Source organism: Enterococcus thailandicus (assembly GCF_001886265.1).
GTDB lineage: Bacteria > Bacillota > Bacilli > Lactobacillales > Enterococcaceae > Enterococcus_B > Enterococcus_B thailandicus.
In genome coordinates this window covers 19,451-41,698 of record NZ_JXLE01000011.1, presented here as the reverse complement: position 1 = coordinate 41,698, position 22,248 = coordinate 19,451, and the positions used below count along the sequence as shown (strand labels likewise).

Here is a 22,248-nt window from a genome sequence, read left to right as displayed (position 1 = left end):
ATTTCAATACAATTATCATAGCGGTTTTAGAATTAAAAAGCAAGAAAAACCGAACAAATATTCGCATTTTATTTTTTTCTTAAAATCCGCTTACGTAACATATTCAGACCTTCCATTACCGAGTTGCGACGAATTGCTTCACGTCCGCGCGTAAATTGAAACTTAGTTGCACTTACTTCCTCAGCTGAAGCTACAGCAATCCAAACTGTTCCGACGGCTTGGTTTTCAAGCATACCTGGTCCTGCAACGCCTGTAAACGATACCGCATAGTCCGTTTTCGCTAACTTTCTTGCTTGCTCAGCCATTTTTTCGGCACACTCTTGACTCACAGTTCCATATTTTTCCAGAAATTGAGGATCGATGTTTAAAAAATCGGCTTTTGTTTCTTCTGAGTATGTCACGAATCCTCCAGGAAAAACTTCAGAAACACCGGAAAGTTTTCCTAATGTTGCTTGAAACTCTCCTGCAGTTAAACTTTCAGCAGCAGTTACTGTTTTCCCTCTTTCTTTTAGCAAATCGACCACAACTTTTTCTAACGAATTATCATCTCCATAGCCATAAAAATATTCGCCCACCCGTTCCTGAATTTTTTCTTCCAGTGCAAGCAATGCTTGATTACCGGCATGAATATCATTGGTTTTAACCGTTAAACGTAAGGTAACTTCATTGGGTTTCGCATAGGGTGCAATCGTCGGATTAATTTGTGTTGAGATTAGTTCGGCTAGCTCTGTAACTAATCGTGATTCACCAATGCCATAAAAACGTAAGACGCGTGAAATTAATTTTTCTTTCGAAGGAAATTTTTCGATCAATAATGGACGCACTTGCTCAATGAACATTGGTTTCAGTTCACTTGGTGGCCCAGGGAGTAGGATATACGCATGAGATTTTTCTTGGATAAATGTCCCAACAGCTAGCCCTGTACGATTTGGTAAAACAATACCTCCTTCAATAGTTTGTGACTGTTGCAAATTATTCGCAGTCATTTTACGCTTGGTTGTTTCAAAAAACTCTAATAATTTTTGATAGGCTTCTCTATCTTGAACCAACCCTTTCCCCAAATGGTCAGCGGTTACTACTTTGGTTAAGTCATCCTCTGTAGGACCTAACCCACCACACAAAATAATTAACTCGCTTCGTGACTCTGCTAAGCCTATCAACTCATCTAGTCTTTGTTTGTTATCCCCAACAACTGTCTGATAGTAAACTTCAATACCAAGATCTGCTAACTGCTCAGCCAAAAAAGTTGCGTTTGTATTGACCACTTGACCAAGAAGTAGCTCTGTTCCTACTGCAATAATCTCTGCTTTCATAAATTTTCCTCTCCCTAATAATTAATACGCTATAACGAAAATATTTTTTATTTAAAAAAAGCTTGGGACAAAATTGTCACCAAGCTTTTATCGAAATTACATTGAGCCTTTAAACACAGCACTATTTTTGGCAAAGTAATCAACACCAGAATAGATTGTGAATACTAAACAGGCATAAAGCATAATTTGATCTAATGGAAGACCAATCAAGTTAAATGGAATGTTATTGATAAGCAACAAAATGATTGCAACCATTTGAGTAGCAGTTTTCACTTTTCCAGGCCATGCAGCTGCCATTACTTCACCATGTTCAACTAATAATAGGCGTAAACCTGTTACCGCTAATTCTCGGCAAACAATAATCGCAACAACCCATGCTGGTGCTTTATCTTGACCAACTAACATAATAAATGCTGTCATAACTAACATTTTGTCTGCTAAAGGATCGGCAAATTTCCCGAAGTTTGTTACTAAACCTTGAGAACGAGCAATTTTCCCGTCAAGCCAGTCTGTAATACTTGCAATTGCAAAAATGATTGCTCCAACTATTTGTGTTACAGCAACAGTTGTTGTTCCCACCGTCAATTGTCCCCAATCCAAAGGTACTCCTACAACAAGGATAAAGATTGGAATCATACAAATTCTTAATACAGTTAATTTATTTGGTAAATTCACACTATTGCACTCCTTTCTTGTTCATTTTACGTGAGTCTCACTAAAGTTTCCACAGAAATAACTTACTTTTTTCACTCACGAAAAAAATTATTCATTTTACTATTGAAAAACTGCAATAAAAATCGAGTGGATTTTTATTGCAGTTTTGTTTGAATTATTCTGCGTATTGGATAGCAAGGTTAACGTTTTTGGGACTTAAATTATTTTCTCCAGCATTCACTGGAACATCTTCCCCATTTGCTTTAATTGAAATATTGCTTGCTGCACCAATTGTCACAACTGCATTAGGCACATTAGCAGCAATCTGTGTACTCTGTGATTCACCAGTTGCAAGTGTTCCTTGGTAAACATACGCACCATTAACCATCACACCTACCCACACACGATCTTTCGCTGTGAATTCCAGTGTTAAAGGCTCCGTTGCATCAATAATGTTCACATCAATTGCATTCGTTGTATCTGTACCAGCAGTAATCGTCATCTTCTTTTCTTCAGTCGTGGATTCAACTGTCGAAGATTGTGCTGACGTTGATTCACTTGATTGTGAGGATTGCTTTGTTTCCTCAATTGATCCATCGACTGTCATTGATGAGCTCGCTTCACTAATAATTGGTGCCGCTTGTCGATCTTGCCACGTCATATAACCAACAACAATCACGATTGCAACTGCAACCAATCCTAACAAAACAACAGGCAGACTTGTCCAAAATTTACTTGGTTTAAATTCTTCTTGGTGCATTGCTTTTCGTGAACCACTCACAGTTTCTGGCTCTGGTCTTTTAATTTCTGAGCCATCAGATAATTTTCTTTTTCCATCGAAAACATCCACAAGTTTATCGCCATCTTCTCCAACAGCTTGCGCATACTGACGAATAAATGCACGTACATAAAACTTACCAGGAAGTTGATCGAATTCGTCGTTATCGATTGCTTCAAGGTAACGTTTTTGAATTTTTGTAATTTGTTGTAATTCGTCTAAAGATATTTTTTTATTTAGACGAGCTTGCCGTAATTTTTCCCCAATGGTTTCAAAAGCCACTCGTTCATCTTCTCCAGTCTTTTTATTCTAGCCAACCACCCGTTACTGGTAGTGTAATTCCGGTGACATAGGCCGCTTCTTTTTGTAATAAAAATGTGACAGCAGCAGCAATTTCTTTTGGCTGAGCTAGTCTTCCTAGCGGGATTGCCTCTTTTAATTCCGTTAATTCTGTCTTAGACCAGTCCTGATTCATCGCTGTTGCGACAGCTCCTGGCGCTATGACATTGGCCGTTATTCCTAATGTTGCAACTTCTTTTGCATATGCTTTAACAAATGCTTGTTGGGCACCTTTAACAGCACTGTAAACTGTTTCCATACTGCTTCCTTGCATCCCGTAAACAGAACCAATAAACACAATTCTGCCATAATCAGACCGAGCAAGTTTTGTTTCTAGCCTTTGCAAAAGCAATAGCGGAGATTTCACATGAATTTGCCAAAGCTGGTCCATGTCTAATTCCGTATACTCCTTAAACAAAGCATATTTCGTAAATCCTGATGCAAAAATGACACTGTCAACTTGAAATAATCCTTGTGTAAATTTCGGTATTTCTTCCATGCTTAACATGTCTAAGGATACCATAAAAAAATCTTGCAGCGGATAACATTTTTGCAAGTCTAAAACGAAATTTAATACTTTTTTTTCATTGCGATGATAGTGACAATACAATGACCAGCCCTCTTGCGCCAACTGACGACAAATCGCTTCACCAATATCCCCACTAGCTCCCATAACTAACGCCGTTGGCATCTCACTCACCCTGTGGTTCCATATAAAACTCACTAAACGTCTCTGCCACTAAAAATGCCGAACCAACAGCTAATACATCAGCTAATTGGATTGATTCAATCGCTTCTGGCAAATCAAATAAAGTATACGCACCATAAAGACTTTGGGTAAATTGGTTAGCAATATACTCAATGGAGTTAAGTGATTGGAAGTATTTCCCTAACATTTTTTTCTTCAATAATTCAAGATTTTTTTCATTTACTTCTGGATCTTTCTCAAAACCAAGAATGATTTTCCGTACTTGCTGCGCAGCAAGTTTTGGTTCATCCGTATCACCACTAAAATCAGCAAAATGAAATTCACGATCTAAACTAAATTCAAAACCAAAACTGTCATCAATGATTCCTTCATTGTAAAGTTTCAAATAGTTTTGGGAAGTATTTCCTAGCAGTAATTGGAATAAGAGATTCAATGCTGTTTTATAGCGCATCAATTGATAGCCATCTGCTGGCAACTCGTCAACACCTTTAATTCCCAATACGAATTTTTTACGTGTCACAGCTGCTCTCAGACGACTTTCCTCGATAATTTCATCATTATTTTCAGGGAAGTATCGCTTGATTTCTTGTGCTGGTGGAAATTCTTTACTCATTTGATTTTCTTTAATAACTTCCATTAGTTTCTCTGGATCTAAATTTCCAACTAAAAACAAAACCATATTACTTGGCTGATAAAACGTGTGATAACAAGTATACAAATCATCGGCAGTAATTTTGTCGATGCTATCAACCGTCCCTGCAATATCAATGTGTAAAGGATGGTTTGGATATAAGTTATTCAAAATACCAAAAAATAGACGCCAGTTAGGATCATCTTCATACATTTGAATTTCTTGTCCAATGATTCCTTTTTCTTTGTTGACTGTTTCCTCAGTAAAATAGGGTGCTTGTACAAAGTCCAATAGTGTCAATAAATTTTTTTCCACTTGATCCGTCGTTGAAAACAAATAACTTGTTTTGGTAAAACTAGTAAATGCATTTGCAGACGCACCTTGTTGTCCAAACAATTGGAAAACATCTCCGTCTTCTTTTTCAAATAATTTGTGTTCTAAGAAATGGGCAATTCCATCAGGTACCTTTATCTTTTCAGTTGCTCCATAAGGAATAAATTCATTATCGATTGAGCCATAATTAGTGCTAAATAAGCCATAAGTTTTGTGGTACTCATTTTTTGGCAACAAGTAAACGGTCAATCCATTTGGTAGCACTTCATGATAAAGCGTTTCATTAATTTGTGAATACTCAGTTTTATTCATTCATGCTTCCTCCATCTAAAAAGAAAATTGCTTGAAGCTCTACTTGATCTGCAATTTTTTGAACATCTTTGATTGTGATACTTTCCAGTCGAGCTAGCCACTCGTCATCTGTTAATTTGGTTTCTGGTAGCCAGTTATCTAAATAAGTCGATTCAATCGCTGCTTGAGGTGCATCAAGTGATAGCAAGTATTGATTTTTCAACATTGCTTTTGTTTGAGCTAAATCAAGGTCAGTGATTTCTCCATTTCGTAAACTTTCTAATTGTTTATGAATCAAATGTAAAACTTTTTCGCGATTTTTTCCATCAATGCCTGTTTGAACAGTCATAAATCCACGGAACGTGTCCACACTGCTAGAAGCATAGTAAGCCAAGCTTTCTTTTTCGCGCACATTCATAAATAATTTTGAATGCGGAAACCCACCAAACAAACCATTGAACACCATTAATGAAAAACGCTCAGGTTGGTTGTAATAAACATTGGTTTGATAAGCTAAGTTTAACTTGGCTTGTACAACAGATTCATGCATTTGGCGTTCTTTGATTACATTTGATTGTGGTTGCGCATAAAAAATTTCTGGGTGTACAAATTCGCGGTCAGTAAATGGTAATGTTTGAATTGCTTCAGTAACTTCCGTCTCATTCACATCTCCAATTACAAAAATGTCGACTTGATCTTCCGCTAAGACTTTCTGGTAATACGTAGCAAGTGACTCTGCTGTAATTTCTTTTAAGTCTTTTACTGTTCCAAAACTAGGGATTCTTTGAGCATCTGTTTGCTCAAAGTAAAGACGTTGTAGTGCTAATGAAGCTAATGTTTGTTTATCTTCGTCCAAACTTTCTAAATAAGTTTTCAGATTATTTTTTTCTAAATCAAACGTTTGATTATCGAACTGCCCCGCCACAATATTTGGTGCAAAAATAACCTCTTTCAAAAAGTCAACAACTTGGAGCAGAATCTTTGAGTCATTTACATAATCACCATTAACAAAACTGATGCCTGCGTTCAGCCAATGCAAATTTCCTTTTTTGCTTACATTCCAGCCAAAACTTGCACCATATAATTCAGCTAATTTCGCGCTAAGCTGTGTTTGATCTGGATAGTTTAAGCTATTTGTTTCTAACAAACTGCTCAGTAATGACCGTTGCGTAATGACTGCTCGATCAAGACGTGTTGTAAATCGAATAAAGATTCGAATCGTTTTATATTTTTTTGTTTGCAGGACATGTAAATTCACGCCCTCCGCCAATTTATTCGTCATAAGTCGTTGTGCTCCTTTTATCGTTACAGTTGTTTCTAGTATAGCATAGAAGGTTAATATTCAAGCATTTCGCGAACAAAAGCGTTTATTGTTTTTATATTTTTTTATTCTTAGATATACTAAGGGTAAGGAAAAAGAAAGTAGGGGTTTTATGATTAAAGAATTTAAAGAGTTTATTATGCGTGGCGACGTGCTCGACCTAGCTGTTGGGGTTGTTATTGGGAGTGCATTCACGGGAATCGTTAATCAAATCGTAGAAGGATTGATTACACCATTAATTGGTTGGATAGTTGCTCTTGTCACTGGTACTTCTGATTTGGACGGAGCATTGTCTGTATTAGATGTCACACCTGTCAAAGGCGTAACTTTTTCATTTGGTAATGTTGTTAGTGCTATTATTACATTTTTAATTACAGGTTTTGTTTTGTTCTTAGTGGTCAAAGCAGCCAACAGTGCAAAAGATTTACGTAAAACAGAAGAAGAGGTTCTTGATGAGCCAACTGCTGAACAATACTTAAGTGACATTCGTGATTTACTGGCACAACAAGTAGCTGAAGATAATGGTCGTTCAACACTTCAAGCAAAAGTAGAAGACGAATCAACCACAAAATAAAAAAACTTGAAACAACAAATTTTGTTGTTTCAAGTTTTTTTATTTTTTCATATCAATATGAGGAATATCATCTTCCAAATAAACATCGGAAATGGCATTAAAACCAAATGATTCGTAAAACGAACGTAGATAATCTTGTGCACCAATAATAATTGGCGTATTTGGATACTTTTGTTCAATAACTTCCAACGTCCGTTGAACAATTTGCTTACCTAATCCCGATTGACGATGTTCCTTGGCTACCAAGACTCGACCAAAATGAACAGCATCTTCTTCTTTGTAAATCCGTGTGTAAGCTGCTACATTTCCTTGCTCATCTGTCAGAAACGTATGCAATGCCTCAGGATCGATTTCATCCACTTCTTGATATGGACAATTTTGTTCGACCACAAAAACGGCAATTCTTTCTTTTACTAGCATATAAAATTCTTTTGTCGTTAATTCATCAAATGTTTTCACTTGGTAATTCATTCAGTAGCCTCCTAACAAGTTTTCTTTTTATAGATTACTTGTTCAAAAATAAAAAAGCAAACGAACCACATAAGGCCCGTCAGCTTTTAAACTGCTTCTGTTAAAAATTCAATCTCTACTGTACGAGTTAATACATCAGAGTAGCTGTAAGACACTCGTTCAAAAGAGTTTTCTTCAGGATCTAAGTCAACGACAAATACTGAAGGATAGGTTTCTGTTAAAACGCCGCGGCGTTCTGTTTGACGCTTTCTTCCTGTCTGAGCAACCAACATGATTTGGCTGCCGATACGACCTTCTAAATCTTTCTTGATTGTAGCTAAAGTTGTTGGCATACAGTTCACCTCGTTATCGATTATAACAGATAGTCCAAAACTTTTCAAGTCTACCATATAAAAAAAAGAAATGCAATAAAAAAAAACAGTTGAAACAAGAATGTTAACTAGCATTCTTCACTGTACGCTTTCAAATGCTTCTTGATTTTCTGTTTTACACGACTGTATCCACTCATTACTTGCTGAATATCCATTGATAAATCTTTTGCGATGTAGGAAAAATCACTTCCTTGCATGTAATGATGAAAAATTTGCGCTTCTCTTTTTGAAAAATGGATTTCACATGTTTCAATTGCTTCATTCAACAGCAGTTGTTGGACTGCTACAGGTTCTTGAGTTGTCACTTCTGCTAAGAAATCTGGTCCTTCAGATTCCATTTTCTGTTCCATAGAAACTTCGTCTTTTTGATCTCTGCGTTTTAATGCGTTTTGTTTCCTTAATAACGAATAAATTTGGTTAGTAATAACGCTTTTGTAATAACTACCGAAACTAACTCCTTTGTTATTTTCATAGGTTTTTAATGCTTGATATAACGCAACACGTGCTTCTTGCTCCCAATCTTCATTCATAAAATTCCGCACATAATAACTATTTTTTAAGCGTAATAAAAGTGGATAATATTTCTGATAAAGGGTAGAAAATGCTTCTTCATCACCATTGCGTGCAGCACGTAATAACTCCTCAGGCATAAATAAATCCTCCATAATCTCTATTATGGAGGAATATTAGCATCAAAAATCGTGTTATTTAATCTGATAACGTGGTTATCTGTCCTTTTTCATTAAATCGTCTAACTTTTTAGACAATTTATGCAATTGTTCATCATTCCAAGGAGAATTACGTCGAAAATCAATAAAACGCATATTTATATTCTCTTGGGCTATTGTTTCTTCTGTTTTTTTGATTGTTTTATACAACTCATACGCAGAAGTTCGTAAGGCTCCTTGTGAAAACACTACCCATTGTTCCGCCAAATCACTTGTAGCAACTGTTACTTGTGTCAATCGATCATTCAACGTACCCGCTACTCGCTCAATATAACTATCTGCTGTTTCATCTTCTTTGGTGAATACAACTTCTAGCTGATATTTTTTATAGTTTTGTTGAATTCCAGGAACCAGCTGCGCATCGAAAACCACAATTACTTCAATTCCTTCAAATTTTGCATAATTAGACAACCGATGAAGCAAGGCTTCACGTGCATCAGCCATTTTGTCTTGCTTCTTTAACAAAACAAGCTCTGGCCAAGAACCAATCATATTGTAACCATCGACAATCAATAACTGTTTCTTCATCAGCTTACTCCCCCTGTCGTTGGGAAAACGCCTGATACATCAACAGACCTGCTGCAACACTTGCATTCAGGCTTTGAACATGCCCTACCATCGGGATTGTCAATAATTCATCCATTTCTTTTTTCAATCCTTGACTCATACCGCGCCCTTCATTACCAATTACTAATGCAATTGAACCTTTTGCATTCCAATTCTGAAAATTCGTTCCAGACATGTCTGTTCCAAAAATCCAAAAACCAGCTTCTTTTAGTTGCTGAGCTGCTTGAATCAAATTAGTTACTCTTGCTACCGGCACATGCTCAACTGCTCCAGTAGACGTTTTGGTAACGATTGGTGTGATTCCTACTGCGCGATGCTTAGGGATAATTACGCCGTCCACACCACTTGCATCAGCTGTTCGCAAAATCGAGCCAAAATTGTGAGGATCTTCTAGACTATCTAAAATCAAAAAGAAAGGATTTTCTTTTTTTGTTTTTGTTTGTTCAAGCAACTGTTCTAACGATAAGTATTCGTAAGGTGTGATAGCCAACACCACACCTTGGTGTACACCTCGATCACTTAATGTATCCAATTTTTGTTTAGGAACCCATTTCACGGGAACTGCTTGGTCACGAGCAATTATTTTTAACTCATCTACCTTCTCGCCATGAGCGTCTTCTTGGAGAAACAATTTATTTCCTCGTCCTTGTTGAAGTGCTTCCACAGCAGCATGATGACCAAAGACAAAATTATCTTCAATTGATTCGTCTTTTTCTTGCGTATGATTTGATTCTTGCTTTGTTCTTTTTTGAGATGTTTTTGATTGCTTGCTCCAGTCGTTAGTATGTCGTTTTTTATTTTTAAAATTATTTTTTCTATCCATTTTTTTCACCTATTTTCTGAATACACCATTCAATCAATTCTTCCATTCGTTCGGTTTGCTTTGTTAGATGTAAATACCCCATCAACGCTTCGAAGCCTGTAGCAATTCGATAAGTCGTGATGTCTGCATTTTTAGCACCTGTATGACTTTTGGCATTTCTACCGCGACGATAATAAATATCTTCTGTTTCTGTTAAAATATTTTCTTCTAACATTTTTTGAATCAAATAAGCTTGTGCTTTAGCAGATACATAATTTGTTGCCGTATGGTGTAATTTATTTGGTTTGGTTTGTCCTTGATCAATCAAGTAGTCTCGAATATAAATCTCATAAATTGCATCACCAACGTATGCAAGAGCTAAACCATTTAGCTGCGTGTAATCTCTCATACTTCTCTTCTCCAACGGGTTCCTTGCGGTGTATCTTCCAGGATGATCCCTTTTTCTTTAAATAAGTCCCGAATCTCATCACTACGCGCGAAATTTTTCGCTTGGCGTGCTTGGTTTCTTTCCTCAATCAATTGTTCAATGTCTTCATCTAGTAACGCTTCGGAAGTAAAGAAAATTCCAAAAATCGCTAACCATTGCGCATATAAAGTTATTGCTTGGTCTAAAACTGGTAGGGAAACTTGTTCTTGTTCCAAATAAGTATTTAACCATTTTGCAAGCTCATAAACAACTGTGATTCCATTTGCTGCGTTGAAATCATCATCCATTTCTTGAATGAAGCGCGTTTCTAACTCAGTTAATTCTGCCATTTTGTCACTATCATCTGTCAATGAACTAGCAGCACTATCTTTACGAAATTGAACGTTATCATACGTATTTTTTAAGCGTTGTAGATTTGTTGCCGCTTCCTTTATCGTTGCCTCACTATAACGAATTGGTCGGCGATATTGCGTTGTTGCCATGAAGAAACGTAAAACTTGTGGATCCACTGTTTGAATCATTTCATGGACAGTAATGAAATTACCAAGAGACTTACTCATTTTTTGATCTTCTTCGCCAATCGTTACATAACCATTGTGCATCCAATAATTTGCAAATTTTTGTCCCGTTTTGGCCTCACTTTGGGCAATTTCATTCTCATGATGAGGAAACTCTAAATCCTGTCCACCACCATGAATATCAATTGTTTCACCCAAGTGTTTTGTAGCCATAACAGAGCATTCAATATGCCAGCCTGGACGACCATTTCCCCATGGCGACTCCCAAAAAATTTCTCCCGGTTTGGCATTTTTCCATAAAGCAAAATCCAATGGATCTTCTTTCAGCTGTTGTTCTTCACCCGTTCGTTGACTCGCACCAATTTCAAGCTCATCAATTGACTGATCGCTCAACTGACCATAATCCTTGAAACGACGTGTCCGATAATAAACATCACCTTGCGCTTCATACGCATAGCCTTTTTCAATCAGTACTTGGATAAACGATAAAATGTCTGGCATATGATCCATTACTCTTGGATGTAAGGTTGCTGGTTCCACGTTTAACGCCTTAGTATCTTCCTCAAATGCTTGGATAAAGCGATCCGCAACTTCTGGTGCTGTGATCCCTAAATCTTTTGCTGCGCGGATGATTTTATCATCCACATCTGTAAAGTTCGAAACATATTTCACTTGATAGCCGCGATATTCAAAATAACGACGAATTGTATCAAATGCAATGGTACTCCGCGCATTTCCAATATGGATATAGTTATAAACGGTTGGCCCACAAACATACATTCCAACCTGACCTTCTACAATAGGAACAAATTTTTCTTTCTCTCGAGTAAGCGTATTATATATTTTTATCATTCTGTTCTCCTTATCTTTTCACCTTTAATCCGAACAACTTTTGCCGGAATACCAACTGCTGTAGCATCATCTGGTATATCATTAAGTACCACTGCCCCTGCTCCGACTTTTGCATGCCGACCAATTGTCACTGGACCTAAAATCTGTACATTTGCAGAGAGCAACGCGCCCTGTTTAACTGTAGGATGTCGTTTACCTGTTTGTTTGCCTGTCCCGCCTAAAGTCACACCATGGAACAAGACCACATCATCTTCAATTTCTGCCGTTTCTCCAATCACTACGCCCATTCCATGATCAATAAAGACACCTTTACCAATTTGTGCGCCAGGATGTATTTCAATCCCAGTTAAAAAGCGCCAGAATTGGGCAATGATTTTAGCTAATAAATACAAACGATGTTGGTATAAGAAATGAGAAAGACGATGCCAAAGTAACGCATGGAATCCTGGATATGTTAGAACAATTTCTAAAGTCGAACGTACAGCAGGATCATTTTTTTTCGTAGCAGTAATTATTCGCGTAAACCAATTCATTCACCTTCACTCCTTTCCATAACAGATTTATGTAACCAAAACTATAAATAAAAAGCGTCTTTTAAATAAGTTTCCTTAAATAAAAGACGCTAATGGCGTGGTTCCACTTTTTTTCATAATCAAAACAGATTACCTCGAAGCAAAATAACGTCTGCTACCCGTTTTTAGCTACTTGTGTTCGCTAAAACCACTCCCAGAGGCATTTCAACACCTACTTTGTAACGACTTTCACCTTCCGTCGCCTCTCTAAAAACAAACTAGTTGCTTACTTCTTCTGTTCTTCGTGTTTATTTTATTACTTGGTTTAAATGAGCAAGTGCTTTTTCACGGCCTAATAATTCAACTGTGTCTGGTAATTCAGGACCATGCATTTGTCCTGAAACAGCAACACGAATTGGCATGAATAAGTTTTTGCCCTTAACACCAGTTTCTTTTTGTACAGCTTTGATAGCTGCTTTAACTGTTGGAGCATCAACAACTTCCATTTCTTCTAGCTGTGCTTTAAATGCTGTCAAAACAGCTGGAACTGTTTCACCAGCTAATACTTCTTTTGCCGCATCATTTAAAACTGGATGTTCATTAAAGAATAACTCTGACACTTCAACGATTTCCGCAGCATAGCTCATTTGTGGTTGATATAATTGAACAATTTTTTTCACCCATTCAATTGTTTTTTCATCAGGATTTTCTTCAACTCGGCCATCTGCAATCAAATATGGTAAACACATATCTGTTAATTCAGCTAAATCCATTTCTTTCATGTAATGGTTGTTTACCCATTGTAATTTTTTCGCATCAAATGCTGCAGGTGATTTGCTCAAACGTTCTGGATCAAACATTTTCACTAATTCTTCTTGACTGAAGACTTCTTCTTCGCCTACTGGTGACCAACCAAGCAATGCAATAAAGTTAAACATTGCATCAGGTAAATAACCTAATTCACGATATTGTTCGATAAATTGAAGGATTGATTCATCGCGTTTACTTAATTTTTTACCAGTTTCGCTGTTAATAATCAGTGTCATGTGACCAAATGTTGGTGGTGTCCAACCAAATGCTTCATAGATCATTAATTGTTTTGGTGTGTTTGCAATATGGTCATCTCCACGCAAAACATGAGTAATTTTCATCAAGTGATCATCCACTGCTACAGCAAAGTTATAGGTTGGCATGCCATCACGTTTTTGAATGACGAAGTCTCCGCCGATATTATCTGATTCAAATGAAATTTCACCTTTGACCATATCGTTGAACTTATATTCTGTGTTTCGTGGCACACGGAAACGAACAACTGACTCTAGCCCTTGAGCTTCTTTTTCAGCTTGTTCTTCTGGCGTTAAGTTTGCACATTTCCCACCATAGTGAGGCATTTCACCACGAGCGCGTTGTGCTTCACGTTCCGCTTCTAATTCTTCTTCTGTACAGTAACATTTGTAAGCTCGATTGCTTGCAAGTAATTGATCAATCAGTGGTTGATAAATTTCTTTACGTTCAGATTGACGATAAGGACCATATTCTCCAGGATTTTCAGGAGACTCGTCCCAATCCATTCCTAACCAAGCTAAATTTTCTAACTGACTTTTTTCTCCATCTTCAATGTTACGTTTTTGGTCAGTGTCTTCAATACGGATGATGAATTCTCCATCATTGTGGCGAGCAAATAAATAATTGAATAATGCAGTTCGTGCATTTCCAATATGTAAATGCCCTGTTGGACTTGGTGCATAGCGTACGCGTACTTTCGTCATTTTCTTCCTCTTCTTTCAAACTAGACTTATGTGACTAACAGCAAAAATCCGTCAGCTTTGACCTTAAAAACATTATTTATTTAAAGTCACTCAGCAAAATTTTACCTTTTCTAGTACAAATAGTAAAGCCAACCGATTGAATTTCCTCATCAGTTGGCTCATTTTATTTATGAAATTAAGATTTTGTCTTCGTTTCAGAATTTTTTTTGTTATCAATACCCCGACCTGCATGCGCTGGTTTAGCAAAAATCATTCGACCAGCTGCTGTTTGCAACGCACTAGTTACGACAACTTCAAGATGCTCATTCATATAATGCTGGCCATCTTCAACGACAACCATTGTTCCATCATCTAAGTAAGCAACACCTTGCTGACGCTCTGTTCCGACTTTTACGACTAAAACATTCATTGTCTCACCAGGAATCACAACTGGCTTAACTGCATTTGCTAACGCATTGATGTTTAAGACTGGCACATTTTGAAACTCAGAGACCTTATTCAAGTTATAATCATTAGTAACAATCACGCCATCTAACAGTTTAGCTAATTTAATTAGTTTACTATCAACCTCACTGATTTCTTCAAAGTCTCCATCATACATTTCAACAGAGATACCTTCTTCTTTTTGTAAAGCATTTAAAATATCTAGCCCGCGGCGTCCACGAACTCGTTTTAAACTATCACCAGAATCTGCGATGTATTGCAATTCATATAAAACAAAATTTGGAATCATTAACGTTCCTTCTAAGAAACCTGTTTTAGCAATATCATAAATTCGACCGTCAATGATAACACTCGTATCTAAAATTTTATATTTGTGGAAATTATCGCCTGATTTACGTTCTAATAACTGGCTTTCAAACTGATTTGGTAATTCTTGTTCCACTTTCTTGTTTCGTGGCGCAAAGATTTTCTTCCATTCATCAATTCGAGTTGTGCCCATTCTCATACCAAAATAACCTAAAAAGATCATCAATAGAATGGGTAAAACACTATTTACAAATGGAATTTCCATATTGTAAAGAGGAGTTGAAATAATTACCCCTAAAGTTAACCCAATAATTGTACCAATTGCTCCAAACAATAAATAAGTTAAACTAATCTCACTCAATTTTTCTTCTACTTGTTTCAGCACAGCAGCAATATGTTTTGCTAATAGCAGAGATAAAATAAAGAAAATAAGTGCACCTAACAGGCTATTAGTAAACGTATTGTTCAGCCAGCCATTGGTTTGTTGGCCGATTGCTTGCCAAGCAGCTGGTAAAAAAGAAATACCTAGACTTGCTCCCGCAATGATCATCAACAATGTAATGACGCGTTTTTGCATAGTTGTTCCTCCATTTCATTTTTTTATTTTTATGCTTGAAATACTTTTTTAAGCGTTTCGCTTAATGTTGCGACTCCAATAACTTCAATACCCACAGGAGCCTTCCACCCACCTAGATTATTTTTTGGCAAATAGACTTTCGTAAATCCTAATTTTTGAACCTCTTTGACACGTTGTTCAATATGACTCACACGTCGGATCTCACCAGTAAGCCCAATTTCGCCAATAAAACATTCTGTTGGTTGTGTTCCTTTTTCTTTATAACTTGATGCAATACTTACCGCAATCGCTAAATCAATTGCTGGTTCATTTAATTTTACTCCACCAGCCGCTTTTAAGTAAGCATCTTGATTTTGTAACAGCAATCCTGCTCGTTTTTCCAAAACTGCCATAATCAAAGAAACACGATTAAAATCTAGACCTGTAGTCGTGCGTTTCGCATTTCCAAACATGGTTGGTGTAACTAAAGCTTGGATTTCTACTAAAATTGGACGAGTACCTTCCATTGCAACAACAATTGCTGAGCCAGTTGCGCCATCTAAACGTTCTTCCAAAAAGATTTGAGAAGGATTAGATACTTCTTCTAGTCCATGTTCACGCATTTCAAAAATACCAATCTCATTCGTTGAACCAAAACGATTTTTCACCGCACGTAAAATTCGGAAACTGTGATGCTTTTCTCCTTCAAAATACAAAACAGTATCCACCATATGCTCCAACATTCTTGGTCCCGCAATCGAGCCTTCTTTAGTAACATGTCCAACAATAAAAATAGCAATACCATTAGTCTTCGCAATTTTCAACAATTCAGCAGTTGTTTCCCTTACCTGGCTAACACTACCAGCCGCACTTGTAATATCTGGTTGAGTCATTGTTTGAATCGAGTCGATAATAACATAGTCTGGTTTCAGCTGTTCAATTGCATGACTAATTTCATTCATATCTGTTTCAGCATATAAATAAAATTCGGTATCGATGTTTCCTAATCGTTCCGCACGAAGCTTAATTTGTTCCGCACTTTCTTCACCAGAAACATATAAAACTTTTCCCCCAATAGCTGCTAATTGCTGAGATACCTGTAAAAGCAACGTTGACTTCCCAATCCCCGGATCTCCACCAATCAATACCATTGAGCCTGGAACTACCCCACCCCCAAGTACACGGTTTAACTCTGTTAACTTTGTTTGTACACGAGGCTCTTTTTTAGGGACTACTTCGTCGATTTTGGTAGGCTTTGCTCGTTCACCAGTTAAACTGGTGCGTACTCGACGATCACTTGTATCTTGTTCAATCTCTTCGACCATCGTATTCCATTTTCCACAATTTGGGCAACGTCCCAAAAATTTAGGCGACACATAACCACAATTTTGACAAACAAATTGTGTCTTTGATTTTTTTGCCATTGTCTCGCCTCCTTTAAATAGCTAATAAATTCTGGCCAATTTAGTTTTTATTCGAAGAACCAAACCCGCCTTCTCGACTTGTTGTTGTTTCATCTTGATCTGCCTTTAAAAACGGCAAGAAAATGCCTTGACCAATTCGTTCACCTTTTTTAATCATCACATCTTTAAAACCAAAATTAGTAAACTGGAACATAATGTGTCCCTCATTATCTGGATTATTGTAGTAATCACTATCAATGACCCCAACACCATTTGTTAAAACCAAAAACCGTTTTAAAGGATTACTTGAACGATTAGCTAATTGTAAAAATTCATCTTCTCCCATATAGGATTTGATACCTGTTGGCACCAAAGTAGGTTTTAATTGTTTTTCATCAATTGCTGTTGCTTCTTCTCCCATTGATTTTATCAATGTAGTAAGTCCATTTTTTATACCTGACTTCCAAATACTTGGAATAATAATATCTGCCGCAGCTTCAAAATCATATCCTGCAGCGTGGTGTGTTGCTCTTTTTGGTAAATTGATTTCTTGACTCGCATAGTTAGAAACAACTTCAAAACCTCTTTTTTTCACGAATCTTCCCCCTAGAATAAACTATGTTTTATTTTACCATATTCACACTACCAAAGGCCTTTCTTTGCAAAATCTTCAAGAAATTCTGTTATCCTGTAGAAAAGTTTTCAAAGATAGACCTTTTTTTCTTCTTAATTGAAAAAAACTTCTTCTTTTAAACATGACTTTAGACACTAAAACAAGTAGAATAGAAAAAAATTACATACAAAATTTATTCAAATAATTATTAGAGGTGTCTCATGCGCAAAGAACTAACTCAAGCAAAACGAATTATCATCAAGGTAGGAACAAGCACATTGATTTATCCGAATGGAAAAGTAAATCTCGCTGCGATTGATCAACTTGCTTTTGTTTTAACCGATTTACGCAATCGCGGAAAAGAAATCATTTTGGTTTCCTCTGGTGCTGTCGGGGTCGGAATGACAAAAATGAATCTGAATCAAAGACCACAAACGATTCCTGAACAACAAGCAATCGCCGCGATTGGTCAAGGTGAGTTGATAAATATTTATAATCAACGGTTTGCAACTTACGGTCAGCAAACTGCACAAGTTTTAGTAACACGTGACGTAATCGATTTTCCAGAAAGCAGAAAAAACGTAACCAATACTTTAGAGCAGCTTCTCGCTCTCGGTGCAATCCCCATTGTAAATGAAAACGACACCGTTGCAGTCGATGAGTTAGATCATTCGACAAAATTTGGAGACAATGACCAACTTTCTGCAATCGTAACTCAATTAGTTACGGCGGATTTATTGATTGTCTTATCTGATATTGATGGCTTTTATTCTGACAATCCCTCAACTAACGCTCAAGCTGAACTGTACTCATTGGTCACAGAAATCAATGACGATTTAATGGCAAAAGCTGGTGGTGCGGGAAGTACATTTGGAACAGGTGGTATGCACAGCAAATTACAAGCTGCAAAACGAATTTTTGATGCAAACCGCTCTATGGTCCTTGCAAACGGGAAAAATCCAGCAATCATTTTTGATATTTTAGCCGGTAAAGAAATCGGTACTTTTTTCAAGCACAACTAAAAGACCTTTCGATGAGAGAACTCGCCCCACTTTTATAAAAACAAAGGAGGATTTATGATGATCGATTTAAGACAGCTCGGAGAAAATGCTAAAAGCAGTGCTACTACTTTAGCTTTAATGAGTACAACGGATAAAAATGACTTGTTACTTAAAATGGCGGATGCGATTGAAGAAAATCAAGTGGCTATTCTTGAAGCAAACAAAGAAGACTTGACTCATGCAACACAAAATAAAATTAGCGAGACGATGCAAGACCGATTAAGACTCACATCTGAACGAATTCATTCAATGGCAGAGGAAATGAGAAAGGTTGCCCAACTGGACGATCCAATCGGAAAAGTTGATCATATGTGGAAAAATGAGGACGGCTTGCTGATTGGAAAAAAACGCGTGCCTCTTGGTGTTATTGGAATTATTTATGAATCACGACCAAATGTCACAACAGATGCTGCCAGCTTAGCTTTCAAATCTGGAAATGCAGTTATCTTACGTGGTGGAAAAGAAGCCTTTGTGTCCAATCAAAAACTGGTAGAAATCCTACAACAAGTTTTGGTGGACAATGGACATTCTCCTTACGCAATTCAATTTGTGACAGACACTTCTCACGAGGTTGCTGATCAACTGATGAAACTGACTGATTATTTAGATGTTTTAATTCCTCGTGGGGGAGCAAGTTTAATCCAACGAGTCAAAGCTCATGCAACTGTTCCAATTATCGAAACTGGTACAGGAAACAATCATATTTATATTGATAAAGACGCACAATTAGAAATGGCAAAAAAAATTATCGTCAATGCAAAAGCTTCTCGTCCTTCTGTTTGTAATGCTGCTGAAACTTTATTGATTCATGCAGAAGTCGCACCTTTTTTCTTGCCAGTAATTGAAAAAGCATTAGTCGACAGTGGCGTTGTATTACGCGCAGATCAACGCTCCCTAGAATATTTAGAAACGGCATCTTTAGCAACAGACGAAGATTGGGATACAGAATATCTTGATTATGTTTTAGCAGTAAAAATCGTCGACTCAATCGACGAAGCCATCACCCATATCAACCGCCACAACACAAAACATTCGGAAGCAATCGTTACAGACAGCTATGCTGCTAGTCAAATGTTTTTAAATCAAGTAGATGCCGCAGCAGTCTATGTTAATGCGTCTACCCGATTTACTGATGGTACTGTTTTTGGATTTGGTGCTGAGATTGGTATCTCCACGCAAAAATTACACGCAAGAGGACCAATGGGACTTAATGAACTAACTACAACAAAATATATCATTTATGGCGAAGGCCAAGTCCGTGAGTAACAGCTAATTTGTTTCACAAGAAACATTTGTTATCATATGTTGTTTCCTCTCACTATAAGTTATGCAAAAAAAGTTAAATTATTTTTTAATGATTCAACTAATAGAAAGGTATTCTCATGTTTGAAATTTTAACCGTCTTTTTAGTCTATTTATTTTCCCTAAACATTGCCGCTTTTTTTGGTGTAGCTTTACTAACACTTTTCTTTCAGATAAAAAAAAGAAGTCAAGGCATGCAGCGAGAAAAATGGACAAAGTATTTTGAAAAAATCGGCCCAAAAGGATTACTAATCCGACTTTATGTAAGCTATATGTTAGCCTTGAGTTTATTAGCAGCGATTAATTACGTATCATTTTTTAATTATTCGCTACCATATACATTCACACTTTTAATTGCAGGTTTTTTCCATTTAACTTACAAATATCAATTGAATAAAGATCATTTGAAACACACATTTCATTAAATAGGGGCTAGAACAAAATTAGCCCAAATAAAAAAAGCCTAAAATTCGTTTTTGAAAACGTTGATTTAGGCTTTTTTATTGAAAACTAGATTACGAACGACTGGATTTTTAGTTTTGTTCCACTCCCTAATTTGATTAACTCCAATGATTTTCTGAATCTGTCTCAGAACTTCCTTCATTAATTGAAAAACCATCAAATGTCTCTCCGTCGTAATATCGAAGCAACTCATCAACAGATAAGTTCATCGTCTTTTCTTTTTCTTCTTCCAATTCTTCCAGCATCTCTGTACGATACGCTTGATAAATCGTTGCTAATTTTTGTTGCATGACTTTTCTAGACTCACCTTGTGCATTGATTGTCGGTAATTCTTTAAGATAGCCTCGATACACTGGTCGTCCATCAATCAATTCAATGGGTAATTCAACTAATGTTAGCCCCACTTCACGAAAATCTTCTTCAAACATTTTTTCTTCACTCCTCGCTATTTCCCCACTAAACCTGATACATTAATAGATGACACTAATTTAGGAGGATAACTATGACTCCTATCTTATTTCTTTTATTGCTACCTGTTAGTTACTGGTTCAATAAGAGAAAAAATATTTACATTAGATTTAATTTCCATCTTATATTTTTATTAACCTTTTAGAGTTGGCATTTGTTCTGCCTTTAATGAATTAGCGCATGTGGTTGCTATTATCTTCTCTCACTTCTCTTTTAAATACTATCCTTGCTAGCTTTTATCCTTTGATTTTAGCGGATATTATTCTTTTTTACTAGTGGCTCAAACGAGTTGGCTATAGTATTTGAGTAAGAATACTCAATTTGCGTAGCTGGATTTATCTAGGTATTGCTTCGGTATTTACTTTGATTCAAGGTACAGATCAGCGCAGCAAGAAAATAAAAAAAATCCTAGAAACTTTATAACGAAGCATCTAGAATCTTTTTCATTTTCATTTTTATTTCTGATTTCCTTCTTCTGTTACAAAATATTGTCGATGATAAACAATAAATCCTAAACTTAACAAAACAATAATTGCTGCAAAATAAAACGAATATTTTTCATCAAAGATTTCTCCTATTTTCCCCGCAATGAATGGTGCCAAAGCTCCCCCAAAAAAGCGGACAAAACTATAACTAGAAGAAGCCACATTTCTCTCCAAACCTGGAATTTCCATCGCAATAGTTGTTAACAATGTATTGATGATTCCTTGGAAAAATCCTGCTAACACAATACTGATTGGTACAAGTATCGGAATTGATGTTCCCAAACCAAGTAAGATCAAACAAAATGTAAAGAAAACAAAAGCAGTCATGATTGTACGGTACGTTGTATACTTTCTTTCTAAAAATGGTGCTACAAAAATGGAAGAAATTGCCAACAACACACCCCAACCAAAAAAGATAAATCCCACTTGCATCTCAGTATAACCAGTTAACAGAAAGGGCGCATATGCCAGCAAAGTAAAAAAGCCAAAATTGTATAGTAATGCAATTAAACCAACTGAACGTAATTTATGATTAGCTAAAGCTTTCACTCCTTCTAAAAATTGAACCTTACGTTTCGGTTTTTCAATTTCAGGCAATAAAATAGCCAATGCAACAAAAGCACACAACATTAAAAAGGCGACACCAAAGAATGGGTATCTCCATGATCCACTTCCTAGTACGCCACCTAACAACGGACCAATTGCCATTCCACAGCCAATTGCAGCTTCATACATCATGATTGCTTTCTCTGTGTTTCCTACCAAAATACTAACAATTGTTGCTAACGCTGTTGAAACAAACAGTGCATTACCGATCCCCCAACCAGCACGCAAGCCAATCAATAAACCAATATTATTTGATAATCCACCTAGTCCGGCAAATAACACAATAATCAACAAGCCCATCATCAATGTTTTTTTCAAACCAATTCTGCTAGATAGAAATCCCGTAAATAACATGACTACACCTGTTACTAACATATAACTCGTAAATAAAAGCGTGGTTTCTGCAGGCGTCGCATTTAATTGTAAAGCAATTGTTTTTAAAATGGGATCAACTAATCCTACTCCCATAAAAGCAATCATACAGGTTGCAGCCACAACCAATGCTGAATTTTTCTCGGAAGTTTGTTCTTCCAGTTCAATTTTATTCTCCAAATTTATCAT

The 22,248-nt window shown here is 36.6% G+C and carries 24 protein-coding genes and 1 other annotated feature; of the genes, 4 read left to right on the top strand and 20 right to left on the bottom strand.

The window, feature by feature from the left end; all coding sequences use genetic code 11:
* Positions 1-68: 68 nt before the first annotated feature.
* The 6 genes from RV17_RS08790 to yfmF all read right to left on the bottom strand — a co-directional run bounded on the left by RV17_RS08790 (position 69) and on the right by yfmF (position 6,330).
* A complete protein-coding gene (locus RV17_RS08790; RefSeq protein ID WP_071869016.1) occupies positions 69-1,313 on the bottom strand; it encodes a competence/damage-inducible protein A in 1,245 nt (414 codons plus the stop codon).
* A gap of 96 nt (positions 1,314-1,409) precedes the next feature.
* Positions 1,410-1,988: a CDP-diacylglycerol--glycerol-3-phosphate 3-phosphatidyltransferase gene (gene pgsA / locus RV17_RS08785; RefSeq protein ID WP_067484631.1), complete on the bottom strand. Its 579-nt coding sequence runs from the start codon at positions 1,986-1,988 to the stop codon at positions 1,410-1,412.
* Between the two features lie 154 nt (positions 1,989-2,142).
* Positions 2,143-3,027, bottom strand: coding sequence for a helix-turn-helix domain-containing protein (locus tag RV17_RS08780; protein WP_071869015.1), 885 nt, complete (start codon positions 3,025-3,027; stop codon positions 2,143-2,145).
* Between the two features lie 22 nt (positions 3,028-3,049).
* A complete protein-coding gene (gene ymfI, locus RV17_RS08775; RefSeq protein WP_071869014.1) occupies positions 3,050-3,775 on the bottom strand; it encodes an elongation factor P 5-aminopentanone reductase in 726 nt (241 codons plus the stop codon).
* A 1-nt stretch (position 3,776) separates the two neighbouring features.
* Positions 3,777-5,069: an EF-P 5-aminopentanol modification-associated protein YfmH gene (yfmH, locus tag RV17_RS08770; protein ID WP_071869013.1), complete on the bottom strand. Its 1,293-nt coding sequence runs from the start codon at positions 5,067-5,069 to the stop codon at positions 3,777-3,779.
* Entirely contained in the window at positions 5,062-6,330 is a 1,269-nt protein-coding gene (yfmF, locus tag RV17_RS08765; RefSeq protein WP_067484616.1) for an EF-P 5-aminopentanol modification-associated protein YfmF, read from the bottom strand. Before yfmF ends, yfmH begins: the two co-directional genes overlap by 8 nt.
* A gap of 151 nt (positions 6,331-6,481) precedes the next feature.
* On the opposite strand from yfmF, the gene mscL reads away from it, so the two are divergent.
* A complete protein-coding gene (gene mscL / locus RV17_RS08760) occupies positions 6,482-6,943 on the top strand; it encodes a large conductance mechanosensitive channel protein MscL (RefSeq protein ID WP_067484613.1) in 462 nt (153 codons plus the stop codon).
* A 39-nt stretch (positions 6,944-6,982) separates the two neighbouring features.
* On the opposite strand, the gene RV17_RS08755 is transcribed toward mscL, so the two are convergent.
* From RV17_RS08755 to RV17_RS08700, 12 genes are all read right to left on the bottom strand, one after another.
* Positions 6,983-7,414 (bottom strand): GNAT family N-acetyltransferase, encoded by a 432-nt coding sequence (locus tag RV17_RS08755; RefSeq protein ID WP_067484610.1) that lies wholly within the window; start codon positions 7,412-7,414, stop codon positions 6,983-6,985.
* Between the two features lie 86 nt (positions 7,415-7,500).
* Entirely contained in the window at positions 7,501-7,746 is a 246-nt protein-coding gene (locus tag RV17_RS08750; protein ID WP_067484607.1) for a Veg family protein, read from the bottom strand.
* Between the two features lie 107 nt (positions 7,747-7,853).
* Positions 7,854-8,435 carry a sigma-70 family RNA polymerase sigma factor gene (locus RV17_RS08745; protein WP_067484603.1) on the bottom strand — a complete coding sequence of 194 codons (582 nt, stop codon included), beginning with the start codon at positions 8,433-8,435 and terminating at the stop codon, positions 7,854-7,856.
* 75 nt (positions 8,436-8,510) lie between these two features.
* Positions 8,511-9,041: an NYN domain-containing protein gene (locus tag RV17_RS08740; protein WP_067484601.1), complete on the bottom strand. Its 531-nt coding sequence runs from the start codon at positions 9,039-9,041 to the stop codon at positions 8,511-8,513.
* A 4-nt stretch (positions 9,042-9,045) separates the two neighbouring features.
* On the bottom strand, positions 9,046-9,903 hold the full coding sequence (rlmB, locus tag RV17_RS08735; protein ID WP_067484599.1) for a 23S rRNA (guanosine(2251)-2'-O)-methyltransferase RlmB: 858 nt from the start codon (positions 9,901-9,903) through the stop codon (positions 9,046-9,048).
* Positions 9,896-10,291: a Mini-ribonuclease 3 gene (locus RV17_RS08730; RefSeq protein ID WP_067484597.1), complete on the bottom strand. Its 396-nt coding sequence runs from the start codon at positions 10,289-10,291 to the stop codon at positions 9,896-9,898. The genes rlmB and RV17_RS08730 overlap by 8 nt, the downstream gene beginning before the upstream one ends.
* Positions 10,288-11,700 (bottom strand): cysteine--tRNA ligase, encoded by a 1,413-nt coding sequence (gene cysS / locus RV17_RS08725; RefSeq protein WP_071869012.1) that lies wholly within the window; start codon positions 11,698-11,700, stop codon positions 10,288-10,290. The genes RV17_RS08730 and cysS overlap by 4 nt, the downstream gene beginning before the upstream one ends.
* Positions 11,697-12,233: a serine O-acetyltransferase EpsC gene (epsC, locus tag RV17_RS08720; RefSeq protein WP_067484593.1), complete on the bottom strand. Its 537-nt coding sequence runs from the start codon at positions 12,231-12,233 to the stop codon at positions 11,697-11,699. The genes cysS and epsC overlap by 4 nt, the downstream gene beginning before the upstream one ends.
* A 79-nt stretch (positions 12,234-12,312) precedes the next feature.
* Positions 12,313-12,524 (bottom strand) — a binding site (T-box leader).
* Entirely contained in the window at positions 12,521-13,981 is a 1,461-nt protein-coding gene (gene gltX, locus RV17_RS08715; RefSeq protein ID WP_067484591.1) for a glutamate--tRNA ligase, read from the bottom strand. It overlaps the preceding feature by 4 nt.
* 175 nt (positions 13,982-14,156) lie before the next feature.
* The gene (locus tag RV17_RS08710) at positions 14,157-15,308 is read right to left on the bottom strand and encodes a PIN/TRAM domain-containing protein (RefSeq protein ID WP_067484588.1); all 1,152 of its coding nucleotides are present in this window, start codon (positions 15,306-15,308) and stop codon (positions 14,157-14,159) included.
* 29 nt (positions 15,309-15,337) lie between these two features.
* Entirely contained in the window at positions 15,338-16,711 is a 1,374-nt protein-coding gene (radA, locus tag RV17_RS08705) for a DNA repair protein RadA (RefSeq protein WP_067484585.1), read from the bottom strand.
* 40 nt (positions 16,712-16,751) lie between these two features.
* Entirely contained in the window at positions 16,752-17,285 is a 534-nt protein-coding gene (locus RV17_RS08700) for a dCTP deaminase/dUTPase family protein (RefSeq protein ID WP_071869011.1), read from the bottom strand.
* 239 nt (positions 17,286-17,524) lie between these two features.
* Between RV17_RS08700 and proB the strand changes: the two genes are divergently transcribed.
* The 3 genes from proB to RV17_RS08685 all read left to right on the top strand — a co-directional run bounded on the left by proB (position 17,525) and on the right by RV17_RS08685 (position 20,091).
* Entirely contained in the window at positions 17,525-18,325 is an 801-nt protein-coding gene (gene proB / locus RV17_RS08695) for a glutamate 5-kinase (RefSeq protein ID WP_067484580.1), read from the top strand.
* A 57-nt stretch (positions 18,326-18,382) separates the two neighbouring features.
* Positions 18,383-19,630, top strand: coding sequence for a glutamate-5-semialdehyde dehydrogenase (locus RV17_RS08690; RefSeq protein ID WP_071869010.1), 1,248 nt, complete (start codon positions 18,383-18,385; stop codon positions 19,628-19,630).
* A gap of 116 nt (positions 19,631-19,746) precedes the next feature.
* On the top strand, positions 19,747-20,091 hold the full coding sequence (locus RV17_RS08685; RefSeq protein WP_067484577.1) for a hypothetical protein: 345 nt from the start codon (positions 19,747-19,749) through the stop codon (positions 20,089-20,091).
* A 135-nt stretch (positions 20,092-20,226) separates the two neighbouring features.
* Here RV17_RS08685 and RV17_RS08680 read toward each other — a convergent pair whose 3' ends face one another.
* Entirely contained in the window at positions 20,227-20,556 is a 330-nt protein-coding gene (locus RV17_RS08680; protein ID WP_067484575.1) for a hypothetical protein, read from the bottom strand.
* A gap of 495 nt (positions 20,557-21,051) precedes the next feature.
* Positions 21,052-22,248 carry an MFS transporter gene (locus RV17_RS08675; protein WP_071869009.1) on the bottom strand — a complete coding sequence of 399 codons (1,197 nt, stop codon included), beginning with the start codon at positions 22,246-22,248 and terminating at the stop codon, positions 21,052-21,054.

Bases quoted from the DNA above. Each gene is read 5' to 3' on its own strand.
- RV17_RS08790 (WP_071869016.1), bottom strand. From the start codon at position 1,313: ATGAAAGCAGAGATTATTGCAGTAGGAACAGAGCTACTTCTTGGTCAA.
- ymfI (WP_071869014.1), bottom strand. From the start codon at position 3,775: ATGCCAACGGCGTTAGTTATGGGAGCTAGTGGGGATATTGGTGAAGCG.
- yfmH (WP_071869013.1), bottom strand. From the start codon at position 5,069: ATGAATAAAACTGAGTATTCACAAATTAATGAAACGCTTTATCATGAA.
- yfmF (WP_067484616.1), bottom strand. From the start codon at position 6,330: ATGACGAATAAATTGGCGGAGGGCGTGAATTTACATGTCCTGCAAACA.
- mscL (WP_067484613.1), top strand. From the start codon at position 6,482: ATGATTAAAGAATTTAAAGAGTTTATTATGCGTGGCGACGTGCTCGAC.
- RV17_RS08755 (WP_067484610.1), bottom strand. From the start codon at position 7,414: ATGAATTACCAAGTGAAAACATTTGATGAATTAACGACAAAAGAATTT.
- RV17_RS08750 (WP_067484607.1), bottom strand. From the start codon at position 7,746: ATGCCAACAACTTTAGCTACAATCAAGAAAGATTTAGAAGGTCGTATC.
- RV17_RS08745 (WP_067484603.1), bottom strand. From the start codon at position 8,435: ATGCCTGAGGAGTTATTACGTGCTGCACGCAATGGTGATGAAGAAGCA.
- RV17_RS08740 (WP_067484601.1), bottom strand. From the start codon at position 9,041: ATGAAGAAACAGTTATTGATTGTCGATGGTTACAATATGATTGGTTCT.
- rlmB (WP_067484599.1), bottom strand. From the start codon at position 9,903: ATGGATAGAAAAAATAATTTTAAAAATAAAAAACGACATACTAACGAC.
- RV17_RS08730 (WP_067484597.1), bottom strand. From the start codon at position 10,291: ATGAGAGATTACACGCAGCTAAATGGTTTAGCTCTTGCATACGTTGGT.
- cysS (WP_071869012.1), bottom strand. From the start codon at position 11,700: ATGATAAAAATATATAATACGCTTACTCGAGAGAAAGAAAAATTTGTT.
- epsC (WP_067484593.1), bottom strand. From the start codon at position 12,233: ATGAATTGGTTTACGCGAATAATTACTGCTACGAAAAAAAATGATCCT.
- gltX (WP_067484591.1), bottom strand. From the start codon at position 13,981: ATGACGAAAGTACGCGTACGCTATGCACCAAGTCCAACAGGGCATTTA.
- RV17_RS08710 (WP_067484588.1), bottom strand. From the start codon at position 15,308: ATGCAAAAACGCGTCATTACATTGTTGATGATCATTGCGGGAGCAAGT.
- radA (WP_067484585.1), bottom strand. From the start codon at position 16,711: ATGGCAAAAAAATCAAAGACACAATTTGTTTGTCAAAATTGTGGTTAT.
- proB (WP_067484580.1), top strand. From the start codon at position 17,525: ATGCGCAAAGAACTAACTCAAGCAAAACGAATTATCATCAAGGTAGGA.
- RV17_RS08690 (WP_071869010.1), top strand. From the start codon at position 18,383: ATGATCGATTTAAGACAGCTCGGAGAAAATGCTAAAAGCAGTGCTACT.
- RV17_RS08685 (WP_067484577.1), top strand. From the start codon at position 19,747: ATGTTTGAAATTTTAACCGTCTTTTTAGTCTATTTATTTTCCCTAAAC.
- RV17_RS08680 (WP_067484575.1), bottom strand. From the start codon at position 20,556: ATGTTTGAAGAAGATTTTCGTGAAGTGGGGCTAACATTAGTTGAATTA.
- RV17_RS08675 (WP_071869009.1), bottom strand. From the start codon at position 22,248: ATGATAAATTTGGAGAATAAAATTGAACTGGAAGAACAAACTTCCGAG.